General features: G+C 53.2%; 22 protein-coding genes. 9 read left to right on the forward strand and 13 right to left on the reverse strand.

The features are described from left to right. The first annotated feature begins 48 nt into the window (after positions 1–48). Entirely contained in the window at positions 49–960 is a 912-nt protein-coding gene (gene secF / locus ACT3RR_RS14905; RefSeq protein ID WP_051899533.1) for a protein translocase subunit SecF, read from the forward strand. A gap of 67 nt (positions 961–1,027) precedes the next feature. Here secF and ACT3RR_RS14910 read toward each other — a convergent pair whose 3' ends face one another. Then, a complete protein-coding gene (locus ACT3RR_RS14910) occupies positions 1,028–1,597 on the reverse strand; it encodes a DUF3251 domain-containing protein (RefSeq protein WP_353503087.1) in 570 nt (189 codons plus the stop codon). 204 nt (positions 1,598–1,801) lie between these two features. Between ACT3RR_RS14910 and nrdR the strand changes: the two genes are divergently transcribed. From nrdR to pgpA, 6 genes are all read left to right on the forward strand, one after another. Next, a complete protein-coding gene (nrdR, locus tag ACT3RR_RS14915; protein WP_353503086.1) occupies positions 1,802–2,251 on the forward strand; it encodes a transcriptional regulator NrdR in 450 nt (149 codons plus the stop codon). Between the two features lie 23 nt (positions 2,252–2,274). After that, entirely contained in the window at positions 2,275–3,384 is a 1,110-nt protein-coding gene (gene ribD, locus ACT3RR_RS14920; protein WP_496200657.1) for a bifunctional diaminohydroxyphosphoribosylaminopyrimidine deaminase/5-amino-6-(5-phosphoribosylamino)uracil reductase RibD, read from the forward strand. A 203-nt stretch (positions 3,385–3,587) separates the two neighbouring features. Beyond that, positions 3,588–4,058, forward strand: coding sequence for a 6,7-dimethyl-8-ribityllumazine synthase (ribH, locus tag ACT3RR_RS14925; RefSeq protein ID WP_353503085.1), 471 nt, complete (start codon positions 3,588–3,590; stop codon positions 4,056–4,058). A 20-nt stretch (positions 4,059–4,078) separates the two neighbouring features. After that, the gene (gene nusB / locus ACT3RR_RS14930; protein WP_034792428.1) at positions 4,079–4,492 is read left to right on the forward strand and encodes a transcription antitermination factor NusB; all 414 of its coding nucleotides are present in this window, start codon (positions 4,079–4,081) and stop codon (positions 4,490–4,492) included. A 242-nt stretch (positions 4,493–4,734) separates the two neighbouring features. Further along, positions 4,735–5,721: a thiamine-phosphate kinase gene (gene thiL / locus ACT3RR_RS14935; protein ID WP_496200587.1), complete on the forward strand. Its 987-nt coding sequence runs from the start codon at positions 4,735–4,737 to the stop codon at positions 5,719–5,721. Positions 5,722–5,783: 62 nt separating this feature from the next. After that, positions 5,784–6,278 (forward strand): phosphatidylglycerophosphatase A, encoded by a 495-nt coding sequence (pgpA, locus tag ACT3RR_RS14940; protein ID WP_496200658.1) that lies wholly within the window; start codon positions 5,784–5,786, stop codon positions 6,276–6,278. A 72-nt stretch (positions 6,279–6,350) separates the two neighbouring features. Here the strand turns inward: pgpA and ACT3RR_RS14945 are convergent, their stop codons facing one another. The 4 genes from ACT3RR_RS14945 to xseB all read right to left on the reverse strand — a co-directional run bounded on the left by ACT3RR_RS14945 (position 6,351) and on the right by xseB (position 10,610). Beyond that, positions 6,351–7,325 (reverse strand): aldo/keto reductase, encoded by a 975-nt coding sequence (locus ACT3RR_RS14945; RefSeq protein ID WP_353504016.1) that lies wholly within the window; start codon positions 7,323–7,325, stop codon positions 6,351–6,353. 157 nt (positions 7,326–7,482) lie between these two features. Continuing rightward, positions 7,483–9,345 (reverse strand): 1-deoxy-D-xylulose-5-phosphate synthase, encoded by a 1,863-nt coding sequence (gene dxs / locus ACT3RR_RS14950; RefSeq protein WP_396131126.1) that lies wholly within the window; start codon positions 9,343–9,345, stop codon positions 7,483–7,485. An 86-nt stretch (positions 9,346–9,431) separates the two neighbouring features. Further along, the gene (ispA, locus tag ACT3RR_RS14955; protein WP_353503082.1) at positions 9,432–10,361 is read right to left on the reverse strand and encodes a (2E,6E)-farnesyl diphosphate synthase; all 930 of its coding nucleotides are present in this window, start codon (positions 10,359–10,361) and stop codon (positions 9,432–9,434) included. 6 nt (positions 10,362–10,367) lie between these two features. Further along, positions 10,368–10,610: an exodeoxyribonuclease VII small subunit gene (gene xseB / locus ACT3RR_RS14960; RefSeq protein WP_154145607.1), complete on the reverse strand. Its 243-nt coding sequence runs from the start codon at positions 10,608–10,610 to the stop codon at positions 10,368–10,370. A gap of 325 nt (positions 10,611–10,935) precedes the next feature. Here xseB and thiI point away from each other — a divergent pair, with 325 nt between their 5' ends. After that, positions 10,936–12,384: a tRNA uracil 4-sulfurtransferase ThiI gene (gene thiI / locus ACT3RR_RS14965; RefSeq protein WP_353503081.1), complete on the forward strand. Its 1,449-nt coding sequence runs from the start codon at positions 10,936–10,938 to the stop codon at positions 12,382–12,384. Positions 12,385–12,470: 86 nt separating this feature from the next. Here the strand turns inward: thiI and yajL are convergent, their stop codons facing one another. Together yajL and panE are read right to left on the reverse strand one after the other, a co-directional pair. Beyond that, positions 12,471–13,076, reverse strand: a complete 606-nt coding sequence (gene yajL, locus ACT3RR_RS14970; RefSeq protein ID WP_353503080.1) for a protein deglycase YajL — start codon at positions 13,074–13,076, stop codon at positions 12,471–12,473. Next, positions 13,036–13,950 (reverse strand): 2-dehydropantoate 2-reductase, encoded by a 915-nt coding sequence (gene panE, locus ACT3RR_RS14975; RefSeq protein WP_496200588.1) that lies wholly within the window; start codon positions 13,948–13,950, stop codon positions 13,036–13,038. The genes yajL and panE overlap by 41 nt, the downstream gene beginning before the upstream one ends. Positions 13,951–14,209: 259 nt before the next feature. On the opposite strand from panE, the gene ACT3RR_RS14980 reads away from it, so the two are divergent. Continuing rightward, positions 14,210–14,701 carry a YajQ family cyclic di-GMP-binding protein gene (locus ACT3RR_RS14980; protein WP_034792410.1) on the forward strand — a complete coding sequence of 164 codons (492 nt, stop codon included), beginning with the start codon at positions 14,210–14,212 and terminating at the stop codon, positions 14,699–14,701. Positions 14,702–14,765: 64 nt separating this feature from the next. Here ACT3RR_RS14980 and ACT3RR_RS14985 read toward each other — a convergent pair whose 3' ends face one another. The 6 genes from ACT3RR_RS14985 to cyoA form a co-directional block, all read right to left on the reverse strand. Further along, the gene (locus ACT3RR_RS14985) at positions 14,766–16,130 is read right to left on the reverse strand and encodes an MFS transporter (RefSeq protein WP_485903554.1); all 1,365 of its coding nucleotides are present in this window, start codon (positions 16,128–16,130) and stop codon (positions 14,766–14,768) included. A 217-nt stretch (positions 16,131–16,347) separates the two neighbouring features. Next, positions 16,348–17,235 carry a heme o synthase gene (cyoE, locus tag ACT3RR_RS14990; RefSeq protein WP_034792408.1) on the reverse strand — a complete coding sequence of 296 codons (888 nt, stop codon included), beginning with the start codon at positions 17,233–17,235 and terminating at the stop codon, positions 16,348–16,350. An 18-nt stretch (positions 17,236–17,253) separates the two neighbouring features. Then, on the reverse strand, positions 17,254–17,586 hold the full coding sequence (locus ACT3RR_RS14995; RefSeq protein WP_496200589.1) for a cytochrome o ubiquinol oxidase subunit IV: 333 nt from the start codon (positions 17,584–17,586) through the stop codon (positions 17,254–17,256). Continuing rightward, on the reverse strand, positions 17,583–18,200 hold the full coding sequence (locus ACT3RR_RS15000) for a cytochrome o ubiquinol oxidase subunit III (protein ID WP_034792403.1): 618 nt from the start codon (positions 18,198–18,200) through the stop codon (positions 17,583–17,585). Before ACT3RR_RS15000 ends, ACT3RR_RS14995 begins: the two co-directional genes overlap by 4 nt. Next, positions 18,190–20,181: a cytochrome o ubiquinol oxidase subunit I gene (cyoB, locus tag ACT3RR_RS15005; protein WP_353503077.1), complete on the reverse strand. Its 1,992-nt coding sequence runs from the start codon at positions 20,179–20,181 to the stop codon at positions 18,190–18,192. Before cyoB ends, ACT3RR_RS15000 begins: the two co-directional genes overlap by 11 nt. A gap of 3 nt (positions 20,182–20,184) precedes the next feature. After that, a complete protein-coding gene (cyoA, locus tag ACT3RR_RS15010) occupies positions 20,185–21,138 on the reverse strand; it encodes a cytochrome o ubiquinol oxidase subunit II (RefSeq protein ID WP_034792398.1) in 954 nt (317 codons plus the stop codon). Positions 21,139–21,494: the final 356 nt, after the last annotated feature.

Raw genomic sequence — 21,494 nt, forward strand, 5'->3', positions numbered from 1 at the left:
CAATATACTGTTGAACAACTGAACTACGGCCGTAAAGTCATCGACTTTATGCGCTGGGACAACTTGGCCTTCGCCATTTCTGGTCTGTTGTTGATCGTTTCCATCGCGATCATCGGTGTTCGCGGGTTTAATTGGGGTCTGGACTTTACCGGCGGTACGGTAATTGAGATCAGCCTCGATCAACCCGCTAACCTTGATGACATGCGTGCATCAATGGAGAAAGCCGGGTTCACCGACCCTGTGGTCCAAAACTTTGGTAGCAGCCGCGACATTATTGTCCGTCTGCCGCCAACGTCAGGCACTGCGGGTCAGGAACTGGGTAACAAAGTCATCGGACTTATCAACGCCGACATCGACAAAAATGCGTCAGTAAAACGTATTGAGTTCGTGGGTCCAAGCGTAGGTAGCGATCTGGCTCAGGCCGGTGCGATGGCGCTGTTGATTGCGCTTATCTGTATCCTGATTTACGTTGGTTTCCGCTTCGAGTGGCGACTGGCGTTGGGTGCGGTTATCGCGTTGGCGCACGACGTCATCATCACCATGGGCGTGTTGTCACTGTTCAGAATCGAGGTTGACCTGACCATCATCGCTTCCCTGATGTCGGTTATTGGTTACTCTCTGAATGACTCCATCGTGGTTTCGGACCGTATTCGTGAGAACTTCCGCAAGATCCGTCGCGGTACCTCTTACGAAATCATGAACGTGTCCCTGACCCAGACCCTGAGCCGTACCATCATGACCTCAGCGACCACGCTGATGGTTGTTCTGATGCTCTACATCTTTGGCGGCGCGTTGCTGGAAGGCTTCTCACTGACCATGTTGATCGGTGTATCAATCGGTACGGTTTCATCTATCTACGTGGCATCCGCGTTAGCGCTGAAACTTGGCATGAAACGCGAACACATGTTGCAGCAGAAAGTTGAGAAAGAGGGCGCAGATCAGCCTTCGATCCTGCCTTAATCTGTTCAGCATCAGCCATGAAAAAGCCTCGCAATTGCGAGGTTTTTTTTATGCTTTCTGAAGGCCGTTATTTGGCGGCGGCGGGCTCTTGAACTGCTTGTACCGGGCCAAGAATATTATGCAGGCGAACAAAGCCGAGGGTTTCGACGCGAATATTCTGGAAGGTCACGTCGATAACCTGCTCCGCGCTCGGCAGCAGGGTCGGGACGCTGGCGATATTTTGCGTTTGCATATCCACGGTCAAAGGCTTGCCAGTGACTGGGTCAAGCTGTCCCCAGTCCAGCGAGGCGGTGAACGGCGGCAGTGGCTGTCCCGACACGCTTTTAATCCGCAGCTGGCCTTGAACGCCGCTGGCATCTGGAGAAACATTGGTCAGGATTACGCTTAACTCACCAATATCACTCTTCACCACCGCCGCGCTTTTTGCCGCAGGCAGGATATACAGGCCATCGGTTGACTGGCGGTTGAGCAGGGTTTGCTGCTCCAGCGCGCTGGCTAAATCGGTCAGACGCTGTAATTTTTGGTTTAACTGGCCGACTTCAGATCGCAGCTCTGTCACTTGTGGGTCTTGTTGGGCACAACCTGATAATGCCAGCAGGGCTGAAGCAGCTAAAGTTGCGCGAAAATAGCCTGTCATGTCGGTGAGTTCCTTTTCTTGCGCTCTGAGAGCGAGTTGCTCAGAGCCAGTAAAATCATAGGGTGAAGGGGGAAACGTGCAGCTCTTCCCGCTCAAACAAGGGGTTAAGTTTAACCCGATGTGCACCAAAGTAGCGACAGCCTTTGTTGTCGCGCCACTTCGCGCTAAACTAACCCCCCATCAAGACCGCCATCAGGAACTGCTATGCATTGCCCATTTTGTGCTGCTGTTGATACGAAAGTCATCGATTCCCGCCTGGTTGGCGATGGATCGCAAGTTCGCCGCCGTCGCCAGTGTCTGGTTTGCCACGAACGCTTTACTACTTTTGAAGTGGCCGAGCTGGTGATGCCCCGCGTGATTAAAAGCAATGACGTTCGTGAACCCTTCAATGAAGACAAACTGCGCCGCGGTATCTTGAAGGCGTTGGAAAAACGGCCTGTAAGCTCAGATGATGTTGAAATGGCCATCAGCCACATTAAGTCACAATTGCGGGCTACGGGAGAGCGCGAAATCCCTGCCAAAATGATTGGCAATCTGGTGATGGATGCACTTAAAAAGCTGGATAAAGTCGCCTACATTCGCTTTGCTTCGGTATATCGCAGCTTTGAGGATATCCGCGAGTTCGGCGAAGAGATCGCCCGTCTTCAGGATTAAGGATAGATATGTCCACAGAATCATTGCATGCAGATGAAAAATACATGGCTCGCGCCTTTGAGCTGGCGCGACTCGGCCGCTTCACCACCACGCCAAATCCAAACGTCGGCTGCGTCATCGTCCGTGATGGCGAAATCGTGGGGGAGGGGTATCACATTAAGGCCGGTGGGCCACACGCCGAAGTTCATGCGCTGCGCATGGCGGGCGAAAAAGCCCAAGGCGCCACGGCTTATGTCACCCTCGAACCTTGTAGCCACCACGGCCGCACGCCTCCCTGTGCCGACGCGCTGATTGCCGCCGGCGTGGCGCGCGTGGTTGCCTCCATGCAAGATCCTAATCCAGAAGTCGCCGGGCGTGGCTTATACCGTTTGCAACAAACTGGCATTGAAGTCAGCCATGGATTGATGCACAGCGAAGCCGAAGCCATCAACCTCGGCTTCTTAAAGCGTATGCGCACCGGCTTCCCTTATGTGCAGCTAAAAATGGCGGCGTCGCTGGATGGCCGCACGGCGATGGCGTCTGGCGAAAGCCAGTGGATCACCTCAGCCGCCGCGCGTGCCGACGTGCAGCGTTTTCGTGCTCAAAGCTCGGCCATTCTTAGCTCCAGCGCCACGGTGCTGGCGGACGACCCTTCACTCAACGTCCGTTGGGACCAACTGGATAGCGACACTCAGCGTATTTATCCGCAGGAGTCCCTGCGTCAGCCGCTGCGCATTGTTATCGACAGTCAAAATCGCGTGACGCCACGGCACAAAATGGTCAATCAGCCGGGCGATACTTGGCTGGCCCGCCTTGCCGCCGATGAGCAAACCTGGCCTGAATCCACCGAGCAGTGGGTGGTTCCGGGGCGAGATAACCGGGTTGATTTAGTGCTGCTGATGATGCAACTGGCCAAGCGACAGATAAATAGCATATGGGTTGAAGCCGGGGCAGAGCTTGCCGGGGCGCTGTTGCAGGCCGGTCTGGTGGATGAGCTGATCGTCTACATGGCACCAAAATTACTGGGTGAAAACGGACGTGCACTTTGTGTGCTCCCCGGCTTGCAAAGCCTGTCCGATGCGCCACAATTCACCCTCAGCGATGTGCGTCAGGTGGGAGCAGATTTGCGTCTGCGCCTGAAACCTCAGTACTAATCGGCACGTATTCGAGCCGTAAAAACGTCGCAAAAAATATCGGGCAGATAAGCTTCGGCTTCTCTGCCACGCCTTTTGATGGAATGTGTTTATAAATCGCATGTCCAGACAAGGTAATAATATGATAGAATCCGCCCCCCTGCGGCTGGGCTGGGCCGGGGCTGTCAAAAGCTGAACTCTTGAACCCATTTAAAGGAAAACCTATGAACGTTATCGAAGGTGTTGTAGCCACGCCGAACGCGCGCGTAGCAATCGCTATTGCCCGTTTCAACAATTTCATCAACGACAGCCTGCTGTCTGGCGCGGTTGATGCTTTGAAACGCATTGGTCAGGTTAGCGATGACAACATCACCGTAGTGTGGGTTCCAGGCGCTTATGAGCTGCCACTGGCCACTCGTGCTCTGGCGAACAGCGGCAAATATGATGCTGTTATCGCACTGGGTACCGTCATCCGTGGGGGCACTGCCCATTTCGAATTCGTGGCTGGCGAATGTAGCTCTGGTTTAGCCAGCGTTGCGCTGAACAGCGAGATCCCAGTGTCGTTTGGCGTGCTGACTACCGAAAGTATTGAGCAAGCTATCGAACGTGCAGGGACAAAAGCCGGTAATAAAGGTGCTGAAGCAGCCCTGACCGCGCTTGAAATGATTAATGTTATCAAGGCTATCCAGGCCTGAATCTAGTTAAGGGGAAATCCGTGAAACCTGCTGCTCGTCGCCGCGCCCGTGAATGTGCCGTACAGGCGCTTTACTCTTGGCAGTTGTCGAAAAACGACATTGCCGATGTTGAATTAGAATTCCTGACCGAGCAGGATGTCAAAGACGTCGACATTACCTATTTCCGCGAATTGCTGACCGGTGTTGCTACCAGTGCAGAGAAGCTTGATGCGCTGATGGCTCCATACCTGTCTCGCCAGCTCGACGAATTGGGTCAGGTGGAAAGAGCAATCCTGCGTCTGGCTCTGTTTGAACTGAGCAAGCGTCAGGACGTCCCTTATAAAGTGGCCATTAACGAAGCGATCGAACTGGCGAAAACCTTCGGCGCTGAAGATAGCCACAAATTTGTTAACGGCGTACTGGATAAAGCGGGCCCGCATATCCGCAAAAAGTAACAGTACAGCCCGTTCACAAGTCACAACAATAAATGCATGTTGGTCATACAGCCTTTAGTTTGGTTGAAGATTTTGTGAAGTTACATCGCTTACCATGGCGTTGACCAACCTGTTGAGGCCGGATATCCGGCCTTAGTCATTTTTCTCCCTCACCATTCAGTTGGCAGGCACGCCGGTGTTGCTCCTTGCGCAGCTAGGCACCAGCTCGAATGATATTGGGTGACTCAATCTGGAATTTTACTATGGCATGCGGCGAATTTGATTTAATAGCTCGCTACTTCAACCGGTACAGAACGGCTCGCCGGGATGTTCAGTTAGGCATTGGCGACGACTGCGCTCTGCTGACTGTCGCTGAAAAGCAGCTATTAGCAGTAAGTACCGATACCCTGGTAGAAGGCATTCATTTCCTCAAAACTATCGATCCGGCCGATCTCGGTTATAAAGCATTGGCAGTGAATCTCAGTGATTTAGCCGCCATGGGCGCCGATCCGGCGTGGGTATCGCTGGCATTGACCCTGCCGGAAGTGAACACCGAGTGGCTGGAAGCCTTTAGCGATAGCCTGTTTGATCAGCTCAATTACTACGGTATGCAACTGATTGGCGGCGACACCACCCGTGGCCCATTAAGCATGACCCTGACCATTCAGGGGCTGATTCCTATGGATCGCGCCTTAACGCGCAGCGGTGCCGGCGTCGGTGACTGGATCTTCGTTACCGGCTCGCTGGGCGACAGCGCGGCAGGCCTGGCCCTGCTGCTGGATCAGCTGACCGTCGACAACGCCGAGCATCGCGACACTCTGCTGCAACGCCACCTTCGCCCGACGCCGCGCATTTTGCAGGGTCAGGCACTGCGTGGTTTAGCCACCGCGGCGATTGATATCTCAGACGGCCTGATTTCAGACCTTAAACACGTGTTGTCGGCCAGCGGCTGCGGCGCGCGTATCGACTTAGACGCGCTGCCGTTGTCAGAAGCACTTCTGGGCAGCGTGGATGGCGATCGGGCGCTGAAATGGGCACTGACCGGCGGTGAAGACTATGAGCTTTGCTTTACCATTCCCGAAATCAACCGTGGCGCACTGGACGTGGCTCTCAGCCATCTGGGCGTTGATTTTACCTGCGTCGGGCAGATGGCTCCGCTGTCTGAAGGCATCACCTTCTTGCGTTCAGGCGAGCCGGTGGAGCTTGACTGGCAGGGGTTTGATCACTTTTCAGCGGGAGTTATTGTGTGACCGTTAGTCATAAAAAGCGACCTGAGAACTACAAAGGTAAAACCGGCGATCATAAACGCGATATGGCCGCCGCGAAAAAGCGCCTCAATCTGCGCAACCCGTGGCACTTGCTGGCTACCGGCTTTGGTAGCGGGCTTTTCCCTTACGGGCCGGGCACTGCCGGTTCGATTGCCGCGATCCCCTTCTGGATCGTGCTGACCTACCTGCCGTGGCAGCTTTACTCGCTGGTGGTGATGTTCAGCATCTGTATCGGGGTTTACCTCTGCCGCCAAACGGCCAGAGACATGCAGGTTCACGATCACGGCAGCATCGTGTGGGATGAGTTTGTCGGCATGTGGATCACGCTGATGGCGCTGCCAGTAAACGATTGGCAGTGGGTCGTCGGCGGTTTTGTGGTGTTCCGCATTCTGGATATCTGGAAGCCGTGGCCTATCCGCTGGTTCGACCGCAATGTTCACGGCGGCATGGGTATCATGATTGATGATGTTATCGCCGGGATTGTTGCCGCAGGCATTATCTATTTGGTTGGGCATCACTGGCCGATTGGCCTGTTTTAAGCCGACTTGAAATGTGAAAAGGCGCTGAGCTTCTGGCTTCAGCGCCTTTTTTACGCCTTCCCCTCACCGCGATTATTTATAGCCCGTCGCCTCATGCGGCTGATAGGCCATCTCCAGCTCGGCAATCTCTTCTATCGATAGCTTCACTTGCAGCGCCGCAATAGCGTCTTCAAGGTGCGCAGGGCGCGAGGCACCGATGATTGGCGCAGTAACCGCAGGCTTGGCCAACAGCCACGCCAAGGCAATTTGCGCCCGCGGCACGCCGTGGTCCTCAGCCACTTTCTCCAGACGCTCGGCAACTTTGGCATCAACAGCATCCGTGGCGTCATACAGCTTTTGGCTGACTTCATCGGAAACCGATCGCGCCGTGGTTTCGCCCCAAGGCCGCGTCAGTTTGCCTCGCGCCAGCGGGCTCCATGGCAGGACGGCGATATTCTCCTGCACGCAGAGCGGGTGCATGTCATTTTCCTCTTCGCGCTGGATCAGATTGTACTGATCTTGCATCGAGACAAACGACGCCCAGCCGTTTTTCGCCGACACTTCGAGCGCCAGCTTGAATTGCCGGGCATGCATGGAAGACGCGCCGATGTAGCGCGCCTTGCCTGCTTTCACCACGTCATTCAGTGCTTCCAGCGTCTCTTCGATGGGCGTCTCATAGTCCCAGCGATGGATTTGCAGCAGGTCCACGTACTCCATGTCCAAGCGCCGCAGGCTGTCATCAATGGATTGCAGAATTGAAGCGCGAGACAGCCCCGGCTTGAGGCCGGTGACGGCATTGTAGACCTTGGTGGCGACCACCAGGTCTTCACGCCGGGCGTACTCTTTCAGCGCGCGGCCAATAATTTCTTCGCTACTGCCATCGGAGTAGTTATTGGAGGTATCGAAGAAATTAATTCCGGCGTCCAGCGCCTGCTTAATGATAGGGCGGCTGCTCTCTTCGGGCAGAGTCCAGGCGTGAGAGCCGCGGTCCGGCTCGCCAAAGGTCATACAGCCCAAACACAGGCGTGACACCTCAAGATCGGTTTTTCCTAGTGTAATGCGTTGCATCATTCCTCCTGCTTGTTGTTTTTATTCAAGAACAACCTGTGCAGATTCATAGCACGCTATAAGTGTAGTTCAGGCAGGACGGAGAGCAGGATAACGGCGGGAGTAAGTGTGAAGCTCCCCTCTTTAAAATAGCTAAAGAGGGGAGATGCGGCGGCGGTTAGGCCAGCCAGTCGTTGATTTGGCGTTCGATGCCTTCGGCATCCAGACCAAGATCGCGGCGCACTTCGTCCTGTGTGCCTTGAGAGACGAAGTGGTCCGGCAAACCAATATTCAGCACCGGCACCATCAGGCGTTTGGACATCAGCAGCTCATTCACGCCGCTGCCCGCGCCACCCATGATGGCGTTCTCTTCCAGCGTTACCAGCACTTCATGGCTAGAAGCCAGCTCGAGCACCAGAGCTTCGTCGAGAGGTTTAACGAAACGCATATCGACCAGCGTCGCATTCAGCTTTTCGGCCACGGCGTTGGCTTCTGGCAGCAGGGTGCCGAAGTTTAGGATGGCGATTTTCTCGCCTTCGCGACGCACAATGCCTTTACCCATTGGTAAGGAGGCCAGCGGCGTACACTCCGCGCCGGTTCCGTTGCCACGAGGGTAACGCACCGCCACCGGACCCTCTTGATAGTGGTAGCCGGTGTGCAGCATCTGGCGACATTCGTTCTCATCGCTCGGCGTCATGATGACCATGTTCGGGATGCAGCGCAGGAAGGACAGGTCAAACGCGCCCTGATGGGTCTGGCCGTCGGCACCGACGATACCGCCACGGTCGATGGCGAACAGCACCGGCAGGTTTTGAATCGCCACGTCGTGGATCACCTGATCGTAGGCGCGCTGCAAGAAGGTCGAGTAGATGGCGACGATCGGCTTGTAGCCGCCGATAGCCAGCCCGGCGGCAAAGGTCACCGCGTGCTGCTCGGCAATCGCCACGTCGAAATACTGCTGTGGATATTCTTTGGAGAAGCGCACCATGCCGGAGCCTTCGCGCATCGCCGGAGTGACCGCCATCAGCTTGCTGTCTTTGGCGGCGGTTTCGCACAACCAGTCGCCAAACACTTTAGAGTAAGTCGGCAACCCTTCTTTGCTTTTCGGCAGCGTGCCTAACAGCGGATCAAATTTCGGCACGGCGTGCCAGCTGATCGGATCTTTCTCGGCTGGCTCATAGCCTTTGCCTTTCTTGGTCATGATGTGCAGCAGCTGCGGGCCTTTCAGCTCGCGCATGTTTTTCAGCGTCTGCACCAGCGCCAGCACGTCGTGGCCGTCGACCGGGCCGATATAGTTAAAGCCCAGCTCTTCGAACAGGGTGCCCGGCACCATCATGCCTTTCAGGTGTTCTTCTGTGCGGCGTACCAGCTCCTTAATCGGAGGAATGCCGGACAGCACCTTCTTGCCGCCTTCGCGCAGGCGCGAGTAAAGCTTGCCGGAGAGCAGTTGTGCCAGATGGTTATTCAGCGCGCCGACGTTCTCGGAAATCGACATTTCATTGTCATTGAGCACCACCAGCATGTCTGACTTGATGTCACCCGCGTGGTTCATCGCTTCAAATGCCATACCGGCGGTGATGGCGCCATCACCAATCACACAGATGGTCCGGCGGCCTTTGCCTTCGCGCTCGGCGGCCACGGCCATGCCTAAACCGGCACTGATCGAGGTGGAGGAGTGACCCACGGACAGGGTGTCAAACTCGCTCTCTCCGCGCCACGGGAAGGGATGCAGGCCATCTTTTTGGCGGATAGTGGAAATTCTGTCGCGGCGGCCGGTCAGGATTTTGTGCGGATAGGCCTGATGGCCGACGTCCCACACCAGACTGTCGAATGGCGTGTTATAGACGTAGTGCATCGCGACGGTCAGTTCAACCGTGCCCAAACCGGACGCAAAATGCCCGCTGGACTGGCTGACGCTGGCCAATAGGTATTGGCGAAGTTCGTCGCAGAGCTTTGGCAAGCTCTCTTTAGGAAGCGAACGGAGTTCTTCGGGATTCTCCGCCAGCGCCAAGGTCGGGTATTTGGCTAATTCAAGACTCATGAGTTGCTCATAGTAAGTTCAACGGCATATAGGCTGCCTCGCGGGCGTTGTTGCTTCCATGTCACAACGCCCATGGCCCGGCTATATCAATTATCGCGTTCAATCACGAAGCGGGCTAATGCGTGCAGCGGTGCCGTATTGTAAGAAAGTGCGGCCAGCTGTTCTAATGCCGCGACCGCTTCTTGATAGAGGTCTTTGGCTTTCGCTTGTGCGCCATCCAGTCCCAGCAGTGCGGGATAGGTACTTTTGCCGAGTTGCTGATCGGCTCCCTGACGTTTACCGAGTTTTTCGGTGTCGCCAATCACGTCCAGAATGTCATCCTGAACCTGAAACGCCAGGCCAATGGCTTGGGCATAAATATCCAATTGAGGAAGCGCAGCGCGGCCTTTTTCACCCGCGGCTAACGCCCCCATGCGTACCGCGGCGCGGATCAGTGCGCCGGTTTTGTGGCGATGGATCTGCTCTAAGGCTTGCAGATCGATCTGTTGACCTTCAGCCGCCAAATCCAGTGCCTGACCGCCACACATGCCGGCAATACCACTGGCCGCGGCTAATTCAGACATCATTGACAGGCGATCTTGCAACCGCACTTCGCCCATCGGGCCGTCGGCCAAAATAGTGAAGGCCAGCGTTTGTAAGGCATCACCCGCCAAAATGGCGTTCGCCTCGCCAAATTTAATGTGGCAAGTGGGTTGACCGCGACGCAGGTCGTCATCATCCATGGCGGGTAAATCATCATGGATCAATGAATAGGCGTGGATGCATTCAATGGCTGCCGCCGGGGCGTTCAGTGAGTCCAAATGCAAACCAAACAGCTGACCTGTAGCATAGACCAAATAAGGGCGCAGGCGTTTTCCACCCAACAACGCACCGTGGCGCATGGCCTGAGCCAGCGGCATCTCGGCAAAAGGTTGGGCATCTATGTAGGAGGTTAGCGCCCGATCGACACGTTTTTGCGCCGAACGGAGCTGGCTGTTGAAATCAATGCCTTCGGCTTGTTGTGCAATATCAGCCATGACAGATCACTCAGCGTCCGGGGTAAAAGGTGTCAGCGGGGCGTCATTGTCGCTATCCAGCAGGATTTGAACGCGTTGCTCGGCTTGTTGCAATTTTTGCTGTCCCTGACGGGCCAATTGCACGCCGGTTTCGAACTCATTCAGCGCGTCTTCCAGCGGCAATTCGCCAGATTCGAGGCGAGAGACAATCTGTTCCAGTTCGGCCAGAGCAGTTTCAAAGTTGGCGGGTGCTACAGCTTTTTTCGGCATAATTCTCTTTCAAACTCGTTGGTCAGATAGGTTGGGCAGCAGCGTGACGCTGCAATGTAAGTCATCGCCCTGGCGGGATTACGTCTCGACGTCATACCCGATGTGTGGTTTTGTGCGCAGAGACCCTATTTAAAGTGGTATACTTTGCGCCGCTGAATCTGGCTCAACAAAATTATCGTTAAGCTATACGGCTATTCAACGCTGAAAAGCCAACAGGCTCTATTACTCGTTAGTGTTAGTCGGCGTTGGGCTTAACAATAATAGGCGCTTTCAGCCTGATCCAGCCACTCATTCCCTGTTTTCTCACTGCTAACAAAAGACTGCTATGAAGTTTATCATTAAATTGTTCCCAGAAATCACCATCAAGAGTCAATCTGTGCGTTTGCGCTTCATTAAGATCCTCGCAAGCAGCATTCGCAACATCATTAAACCTCAGGATGAGTCATTGGCTGTGGTTCGCCACTGGGATCATATCGAAGTTCGCAGTAAAGACGAAAGTAAACACGACTTGATTATCGAATTGCTGTGCCGCATTCCCGGCATTCGTCACGTCGAAGAAGTGGAAGATCGTCCTTACACCGACATGCACAATATCTTCGAGCAGGCGCTGGAAGCTTATGGCCCTGAAGTTGAAGGCAAAACCTTCTGCGTGCGCGTGAAGCGCCGTGGTAAACATAGCTTCAGCTCCGGCGACGTCGAGCGCTATGTTGGCGGTGGTTTGAATCAACACGTTGAATCTGCGCGCGTTAATTTGACCAATCCGCAGGTGACCGTGAAGTTGGAAATCAACGACGACCAGCTGGTGCTGATCAAGAGCCGTCACGAAGGTCTGGGCGGCTACCCGATTGGGACGCAGGAAGACGTGCTGTCGCTGATCTCCGGCGGGTTTGACTCCGGCGTGTCGAGCTATATGTTGATGCGTCGCGGCTGCCGCGTGCATTACTGCTTCTTCAACCTTGGCGGCTCAGCCCATGAAATCGGCGTGAAGCAGGTGGCTTACTACCTGTGGAACCGTTTTGGCAGCTCACACAAAGTGCGTTTCATCGCTATCGACTTCGAGCCGGTGGTGGGTGAAATCCTTGAGAAAGTCGAAGATGGCCAGATGGGCGTGGTGTTGAAACGCATGATGGTGCGCGCAGCTTCGCAAATCGCCGAGCGTTACGGCGTTCAGGCGCTGGTAACGGGCGAGGCGCTGGGGCAGGTTTCCAGCCAAACGCTGACCAACCTGCGTCTCATCGACAATGCGACAGACACGCTGATCCTGCGTCCGCTTATCTCTCACGATAAAGAGCACATCATCAATCTGGCTCGCCAAATTGGCACTGAAGACTTTGCTAAAACCATGCCGGAATATTGCGGCGTGATTTCTAAAAGCCCGACCGTGAAAGCCGTTAAAGAGAAAATCGAAGCCGAAGAGCAGATGTTCGACTTCTCGATTCTCGACAAAGTGGTTAGCGAAGCGCAGAACCAGGATATTCGCCAGATTGCTGAACAAGCCGCGCAGGAAGTGAAAGAAGTCGAAACCGTGGCTGAGTTAGTAAGTACTGACATTCTTCTGGATATCCGTGCGCCAGACGAAGCGGAAGAGAAGCCGCTGGAGCTGGAAAATGTCGAAATCAAGGCCGTGCCTTTCTACAAGTTGAGCACCCAGTTCGCCGATTTGGACCAGAGCAAAACCTACTTGCTGTACTGCGAGCGCGGCGTGATGAGCCGCCTTCAGGCGCTCTATCTGCTTGAGCAGGGCTACACCAACGTTAAAGTTTACCGCCCTTAAGCCTTATCGCGCGCTAAAAACAAAACCCGGCCATGCCGGGTTTTTTTATGGTTTTTTCTCAATGCCATCAAAAGGATAGTGAGCGGTTACTCACGCGCCCCTTCGTCAGTGAAATTATAAATTCCCGGAGACATGACCAGCTGAGCGGCAATCTCCGCCGCTTTTGGCCGGTCGAACAGCAGTTCGATCAACTTTAGGGTGAACTCCATCGAACTGCCCGGCCCCTGACTGGTGAGCAAATTAACCCGAGGGTCATGCATCACCCGGCGATCTGACCATTTGTTGGCGGCGATTTTATCTTTCAACCCTGGAAAACCGGTGATGTTGGCGATAGGGAATAAGTCGTGATACTCCAGCACCAGGGCTGGCGCGGCGCAGATGGCAGCGACAACTTTACCGGCAAAGTGCATCTGGCGAACGGTTTCCACCAGCAGCGGGCTGTCGCGGAAGCACTCGGCGCCTTTCACGCCGCCCGGCAGAACAATGGCGTCAAAGTCGTTATCGGCGACATCCACCAGTGGGGCATCGGCCAGCAGCCGCACGCCGCGCGAACAGGTGATTTCCAGCGCGCCGTCGCCCGCTACGCTTGCCGTGGTGACCTTTGCGCCGGCTCTAACCAGCAAGTCGATGGCCGTGACGGCCTCAATTTCCTCACTCCCAGGTGCCAGGCAGACCAGAACCGAAACGCTCATAGCCATTTTCCTTTCTTTTAACGGTATCGAATAAGTGACTGTTCACCGGCAGAGTCAGCCCGTGCTTGCGCCCGCGGCGGATAACATAGCCGGTAATATAGTCGATTTCTGTGTGACGCTGAGTGCGAATGTCCTGCAACATCGACGAGTGGTTGGCGGCCGTGGTGTCGATCACCTGATACACATAGCTCAACAGGGACTCTGCGTGAGTTTGATATCCCTCAATCGCCATCACTTCCGCCACTTCGGCGCAAATCTGCTCTATTTCACTGCTAAATCCCAGCAAGTCGCCATTAGTACAATTATGCACGGCGGTCAGAGGGTTAATCACGCAGTTAACCGCCAGCTTGTTCCATAGAGAAGGATAGATGTTGTTATGCCAGGCCACGTCGGGCAGGGCGTCATGCAGCACGTCGGCGATATGACTGGAAGCCGCGCCTCGCGCAGAAACCGGGCCGATATGGGTTATCCCGGCGGCAACGTGCAGAATGGCATTGCCCTCGTGGCGTGCGGCGTGGGTGGTCGCCCCTTGTAAAATGGACAGGCGGCTGGCCGGTAACTCATCAATGGTACCCATGCCGTTATGCAGCAGCAGCAGAGTGCAATTGTCGTTGAGTATCGGCATTAGCGCGCTCACCGCGCCGGAAACTTGCCAGGCTTTTAGCGTCACCAACAGCAGTTCGCTTTCGGCCAAATGCTGCGGGTCATTGGTTGGGAGGTTACGGTTGAACGCCACGCCGTCCGGCGATATCACGTTAACGGCAACAAAAGGCTGTGGAATGCGTACCCAACCTTGTACGTCATGGCCTTGTTGGTACAGGGTAGATAGCCAAAGCTGCCCCAGGGCACCGCAGCCAAGAACTGTAATTTTCATTATGCCTCCTGAGCAATCAGATCTAACATACTCAGTAAATCGAATTTAATGTTTCTAATTTGTTATTAATTTGTATTTTTTAGTATAGCATTCTGTGCTGTGTGTCACATATTTTCGCCCATCGGCACCATCTTAACGGCCAGCCTAATAAAAACCGACGGCTTATTTTTGGCTTCAATGAGCGAAGGCGGTATTATGCACGCCATCATAAGACTTATCATCATAACGACATGGGTTAAAGCCCCAGGGAGAAGCGATTATGCCGTCATTCGACATTGTTTCTGAAATCGACATGCAGGAAGTGCTCAACGCGGTCGACAACGCTAGCCGTGAACTGCAAACCCGTTGGGATTTCCGCAACATTCCCGCCAGCTTCGAGCTGAATGAGAAAAACGAAACCATTAAAGTCGCCAGCGAATCTGATTTTCAGGTGAACCAGCTGGTTGATATTCTGCGTGAAAAGCTGGCGAAACGCGGCATTGAAGGCGCGGCGCTGGAGATCCCTGAGAAGATGGATCACAGCGGCAAGACCTATAGCGTAGAAGCTAAACTGCACTCAGGGATTGAATCTGCGGTAGCGAAGAAGATCGTGAAGCTGATTAAAGACAGCAAAATCAAGGTGCAGACTCAGGTTCAGGGTGACGAAATCCGCGTGACCGGTAAAGCGCGTGATGACCTGCAAGCCGTAATGGCGCTGGTGCGCAAAGGCGATTTGGGCCAGCCTTTCCAGTTTAAGAACTTCCGCGACTGATTGCCCTGCGGCAAACAAAAAAGGACGCCCTGTGAGCGTCCTTTTTTATTATCGAATCAAAGTATTAGATTACAGCGACTAGCTGTTCCAGCGCTTTGCGATTGGTCTGTTTGGTATCTACTTTGACATAAGCACTCAGCTCTTCCGGCACGACAATCGCCTCGGCGACGCCCGGCTGGGCTTTGATGCGTGCTTCCAGAGCCGAGTCTTTAACCGCCAGCTCAGACAGCGTAATGCGCAGGCTGCTGACGTAAGGCGGCTCGCTCATGGTAGCGCTGACCATCAGCCACACCACGGCAATGGCTGCGCAAACCAAGAAGACTGCGCCAGCGCCGCCCGCCCCATAAACATAACCCCCTAGACTGCCGCCGATGGCGACGCCGATAAACTGGCTGGTGGAGTAAACGCCCATGGCCGTGCCTTTATAGCCCGCCGGAGACTCTTTGCTGATAAGCGAAGGCAGAATGGCTTCCATCACGTTGAACGCTAAGAAGAACAGTTGAATGCCGGCAATCACCACCCACAGGCGCAGACCGGCGTACCACAGCACCAACTCAGCCAGTAGCAGCACCGCCACGCAGCCCATGAAAACTTGCTTCATGTGGCGCTTGGATTCGGCATAGATGATGACTGGAATGACGGCCACGAAGGAGACCAGCATAGTCACCAGATAGACGCGCCAGTGCTCACTCGGCGGGAAGCCCGCGTGCTCCATCACTTGTGGTAGCACCACGAAGCTCGACATCAGCAGAATATGCAGACAGAGAATGCCGAAGTTAAGCTTCAACAGTTTCTTGTTCGCCAACACTTTGCCAAAGCTGCCTTTCACCATGCTCGATTCACGGTTGAGGATGTGGGTTGCCGGAGCCGGGACCACCAACAACGTGATAACAATGGCAATAATCGTCAGCAGGGCTATGGCCCAGAACAGGGCGTGCAGGCCCCAGGCATGGGTAATGATGGGGCCGAGCACCATGGCGATAGCAAATGTGATACCAAAACTGATGCCGATAAAGGCCATGGCCTTGGTGCGGTTCTGCTCGCGCGTTAAGTCAGAGAGCAGCGCCATCACTGCGGCGGCAATCGCGCCGGAGCCTTGCATCGCACGGCCAATGATCACGCCCCAGATTGAATCTGTTGATGCAGCAACCACGCTACCGATACAGAAGATAATCAGCCCGAAAACGATCAGCGGCTTACGCCCAACGCGATCGGAGAGCAGGCCAAAAGGAATTTGGAAGACGGCCTGTGCCAGTCCATAGATACCGATAGCAATGCCGATAAGTGTTTCACTGGCACCCGCGAGCGCCATACCGTAAGTGGTCAGGACGGGTAGCACCATAAACATGCCGAGCATGCGCAAAGAGAAAACTATCCCTAGTCCCCACGTCGCCCGGCTTTCCTGCGGGGTCATTTGGTTATCGTTCATTACTACCTCAAGACTAAAACCTGCGACATTGTAATGTCTTTAACTTGTGCCGGTAAATTGCTGGATGTTTAGCAGATATTACCGCCGCCAGTGGGCCAGAAGCACAACGTTATGAAAATTCTGACTGGATAAAGCAGGGGAGGGCTCAAAAAAATGACCAGTATCGCTACTGGCCATTGTTGTGCTGTATGTCGCTAAAGAACTCAGCGCGTCATGCTTACCAGACGTAGGTTAACAAGTTGTTCGGCGAAGCGGCGTTGAAGTCGATAGACATCATGACGCTCAGCGAAGTGATCGCGATAATCGAGAAGACAAACAGCTTTCTTGCCCACACGATGTCGTTTTCGGTTTTGTAACCTTTCAGCGCCATGCCCAACCACCAGACGCTCACGGCGGCAGCCACAATCAGGTATTTATAACCCGCGTAGCCGCTCAAGGTCAGCATCAAGGTCGCCACCATAAAAGCAATGATGTAGACGGTGATGTGGTGTTTAGCCACTGAAATGCCTTTCACTACCGGCAGAACCGGAATGTTGGCAGCCTGATAATCTTTAAAGCGGAAGATGGCAATCGCGTACGAGTGCGGCATCTGCCACAGGCTGAAGATCAGCAGCAGGATCAGCGCGCCCATATCGAACTGGCCGGAAACGGCACAGTAACCGATAACTGGAGGCGCTGCCCCTGACAAGCTGCCGATCAGCGTGCCATATACCGATTTGCGTTTCATATACAGGCTATAAACCCCGACATAAACCACAAAACCCATCACAGCCAGCCACATCGCCAGCGGATTGGCACCGATATACAGCAACGCAAAGCCCGCAATACCCAAAATGGTAGCGTAAACCAGGGTTGTTTTCGGCGGAATCAGGCCCTTAACCAGGACCCGGTTCTTCGTTCTTTCCATAATCTTGTCGATATCGCGGTCGATAAAGTTGTTGAAAACACAACCCGATGCGACAACCAACGAGACGCCCACTAAGGTGGCGAGAAAGAGAGGGAAGTCGATGCTGCCTTTGGCAGCAAGGAGGAATCCCCCGACGACAGAAATTAAATTACCGAAAATAATTCCTGGTTTCGTTACTTGCAGGTATTGCTTAATCATCACGTGCAGCTCGGCTCTTTAACTGACCATCATATTGAGGTTGAGGTTATACATAATCCACAGTGAGCCCACAACGACGATAAAGATAATCACAGCGGTGAACAGAAATGCCACCAGGTTCCAGCGTGCTTCCGATGCAGTACTTAAGTGCAGGAAGTAAACCAGATGTACAACGATCTGGATAATCGCAGATGCGACCACCGTGCCAATGATAAGCGAATGTGAAGCTGTATCGCTCATTACCATGGCAAACGGGATAACCGTCAGAATAACTGACAGGATGAAGCCAATCAGGTATGACTTCACGCTGCCGTGGCTTGCGCCGCCATGGGAAGTGGTAGAATGACTCATGCTAATACCCCCATCAGATAAACAACGGTGAATACGCAGATCCATACCACGTCCAGGAAGTGCCAGAACAGGCTCAGGCACATCAGGCGGGTTTGGTTAACTGCGGTCAGGCCGCGACGGCTAACCTGTACCATCATGGTGATGATCCAGATCAGGCCACAAGTTACGTGCAGACCGTGGGTTGCTACCAGCGCGAAGAACGCTGACAAGAAACCACTGCGATCCGGACCGTAGCCTTCTTTAATCAGGTGATGGAATTCATAGAGTTCCATCGCGATGAAGCCAAGACCAAACAGGAAGGTCAGGAACAACCAGCTGTTAACAGCTTTTACGCTGCCTTTAGTCATGCCCAGCATCGCCATGCCGTAAGTAATACTACTGAACAGCAGGAAGAAGGTTTCTACCAGTACGAATGGCAGTTCAAAAATATCTTTACCAGACGGGCCGCCAGCGGTCCCGTGCACCAGTACTGCGTAAGTTGCGAACAAGCTCGCGAACAGTACGCAGTCGCTCATCAGGTAGATCCAGAAGCCGAAGACTTTGGTTTCACCTGCGTCGTGGTGCCCATGCTCTGCATGGGCTGCGTCGTGGTTAGTCAGGGTATCAGTTGCCATGTTTCAAGCCTGCTTTGCTGATTTGTTCAAAATGTTGGCTCTCAATACGTTCGATTTCTTCAACCGGCACGTAGTAATCAACATCTTCATCGAAGCTTTTCACAATCCAGGTTACAACCAGTGCGATGAAGCTAACCAGCGCCAACCACCAGATATCCCAGATTAATGCAAAACCGCTTACCAGGCTGAGCATCGCAATGATGAAGCCTGCGCCGCTGTTACGTGGCATATGAATTTTTTCATATTTTGCTGGTTTAACATAAGCTTCGCCTTTCTCTTTCATGTCCCAGAACGCGTCGCGGTCGTGTACCTGAGGTACTACTGCGAAGTTATAGAACGGAGGAGGAGAAGAGGTTGCCCACTCCAGAGTACGTGCGCCCCACGGGTCACCCGTCAGGTCACGGTTCTGGTCGCGGTCACGAACACTCACAACGATCATGATCAGTTGGCAAAGAATACCGATTGCAATCAATGCTGCACCACAAGCTGCCACGACCAGTAATGGGTGGAACTCAGGGTCGATATTCTGGCTAACGCGGCGAGTCATACCCATGAAGCCCAGTGCATAGAGTGGCATGAAGGCGACGAAGAAGCCGATGATCCAGAACCAGAATGAACGCACACCCCATTTTTCATTCAGCGTGAAGCCGAAGGATTTAGGGAACCAGTAAGTCAGGCCAGCGAAGCAACCGAATACCACACCACCGATAATAACGTTATGGAAGTGAGCAATCAGGAACAAGCTGTTGTGCAGCACGAAGTCTGCGCCTGGAACAGCCAACAGAACGCCGGTCATACCACCTACAGAGAAGGTGATGATGAAGCCGATGGTCCATAGCATCGCAGCGTTAAGCTGGATACGGCCTTGGTACATGGTGAACAGCCAGTTGAAGATTTTTACCCCTGTTGGGATAGAAATAATCATCGTCATGATACCGAAGAAGGCATTGACGTTGGCACCTGAACCCATGGTGAAGAAGTGGTGCAGCCAAACAACGAACGACAACACGGTGATGGCGATAGTTGCCCATACCAGTGAGGTGTAGCCGAACAGACGTTTTTTGGAGAAGGTCGCAGTAACTTCTGAGAACACACCAAATACTGGCAGAACCAAGATATACACTTCCGGATGGCCCCAGGCCCAAATCAGGTTGATGTACATCATCATGTTGCCGCCCATATCATTGGTGAAGAAATGGGTGCCCAGATAGCGATCCAGGGTCAGCAACGCAACGGTTACGGTCAGAATTGGGAACGACACGATGATCAAGACGTTGGTACACAACGCAGCCCAGGTAAATACCGGCATTTTCATCAGCGGCATACCAGGCGCACGCATCTTGAGGATGGTGGCGAAGAAGTTAACACCGGTCAGCAAGGTACCAATACCGGATATCTGAAGACTCCATATCCAATAATCGACCCCGACACCCGGACTGTACTCCTTACCTGACAACGGCGGATAGGCCAACCAACCGGTCTGCGCGAACTCACCAACCCCCAGAGAGATGTTGATCAGTACAACGGCAGCGGCGGTGAACCAGAAGCTGATGTTGTTCAGGAACGGGAATGCAACGTCACGAGCACCGATTTGCAGCGGCACAACCACGTTCATCAGACCGATAACGAAAGGCATCGCCATGAAGAAAATCATGATCACGCCGTGCGCGGTAAAGATTTGGTCGTAGTGATGAGGCGGTAGGAAGCCCGGTTCTCCCGCAGAGGCGAGGACTTGCTGGCTACGCATCATGATGGCATCGGCAAAGCCACGCAACAGCATGACGAAGGCCAGAATGATGTACATGATACCTAATTTTTTGTGGTCAACGGAGGTGATCCATTCGTTCCACAAATATTTCCATTTGCCGAAATAGGTGATGCCGGCCAGAACGGCCAAGCCACCAATAATTATCGCGGCAACGGTGACCACGATAATCGGTTCATGATACGGGATCGCATCAAGTGTTAATTTTCCCAACATCGTTTATTCCTCGGCTCCGGCTGCGTGAGCATGATCGCCCATGTCCATGCCTTTCATGTCAGTGCCGGCTGGCATTGGCATTGTCTGGCCTTTGTGCATGTTCATATCACCCATGAATTTGCCAATAATTTCTTTGAACAATTCAGGTTTGACGCTTGCGAAGTATTCAACCGGGTTGTCGATACTTTGCGCTGCCAGTTTGTTGAAGTCGTCAGTGGTTGCCAGTTGGTTTGGCGCGCTCTTCACTTTCGCAACCCATGCGTCAAAGTCTTCACGCGTAGGAGTAGCAATGGTGTTGAACTTCATGCCAGAGAAACCGCGGCCACTGAAGTTTGACGAGATGCCTTTATAGGTACCAGCTTCGTTTGCAATCAAATGCAACTGAGTCTGCATACCCGCCATCGCGTAAATCTGTCCGCCTAACTGAGGAATAAAGAACGAGTTCATCACAGAATCAGAAGTGACTTTGAACTGAACCGGAACATCTTTAGGGATAACCAATTCGTTAACAGTTGCGATGCCTTGTTCTGGATAAATGAACAACCATTTCCAGTCCAAAGAAACCACTTCAACTGTCAGGGTCTTTTGGTCAGATACGATAGGCTTGAACGGGTCAAGTTCGTGAGTGGTTTTCCAAGTTATCGTTGCCAGGATGGCAATGATGATAATTGGAACCGTCCAGACCACGGCTTCGATTTTGTTGGAATGGGACCAGTTCGGGCTGTACTTAGCGTTTGTATTAGAAGCGCGATACTTCCATGCAAATGCAAAGGCCATGATAATAACTGGTATAACCACGATCAGCATTAATCCGATTGCGGTCAGTATCAGCGTTCTCTGCTCGAGTCCAATTGCTCCTTTGGGATCCATCAATGCCGTATTGCAACCACTTAACATTAAAGCAGATGCAAATAAGGACAACATCCCAATACTTTTATTGTATTTCTTAAGTCTCATCTAACGACCTCAATAAATCAGGGCTCTATTGTCGCTCCATGTGTGCGGGCATTTTACGGGAAGGTTGCAGTACTGTAAACACGCTTAAGGAAGTGTCAGCGGGCCACTGCCACTTTATGTTAACGAAGTCACACATGTCACGGAGAGTGACAATTTCTCAATGTCAACAATATGTTGCGTGGGGTTCTTTCACTATGGTGAGTAAAAACAAGGTATAGCAGTAATGCTTAATATTTAATGCGAAGTGTAATGTTCTTGGTAGGTTTAATTAATGTTAACGCAATGTATAAATACGGTGAATTTAAAAATAAAAAGCAGGTAAAAAAAAAGTGTATTTGAAAGATGCTGTAACTTAT

The sequence above is a fragment of the Ewingella sp. AOP8-B2-18 genome (assembly GCF_052376015.1).
Classification (GTDB): Bacteria; Pseudomonadota; Gammaproteobacteria; order Enterobacterales; family Enterobacteriaceae; genus Ewingella; species Ewingella allii.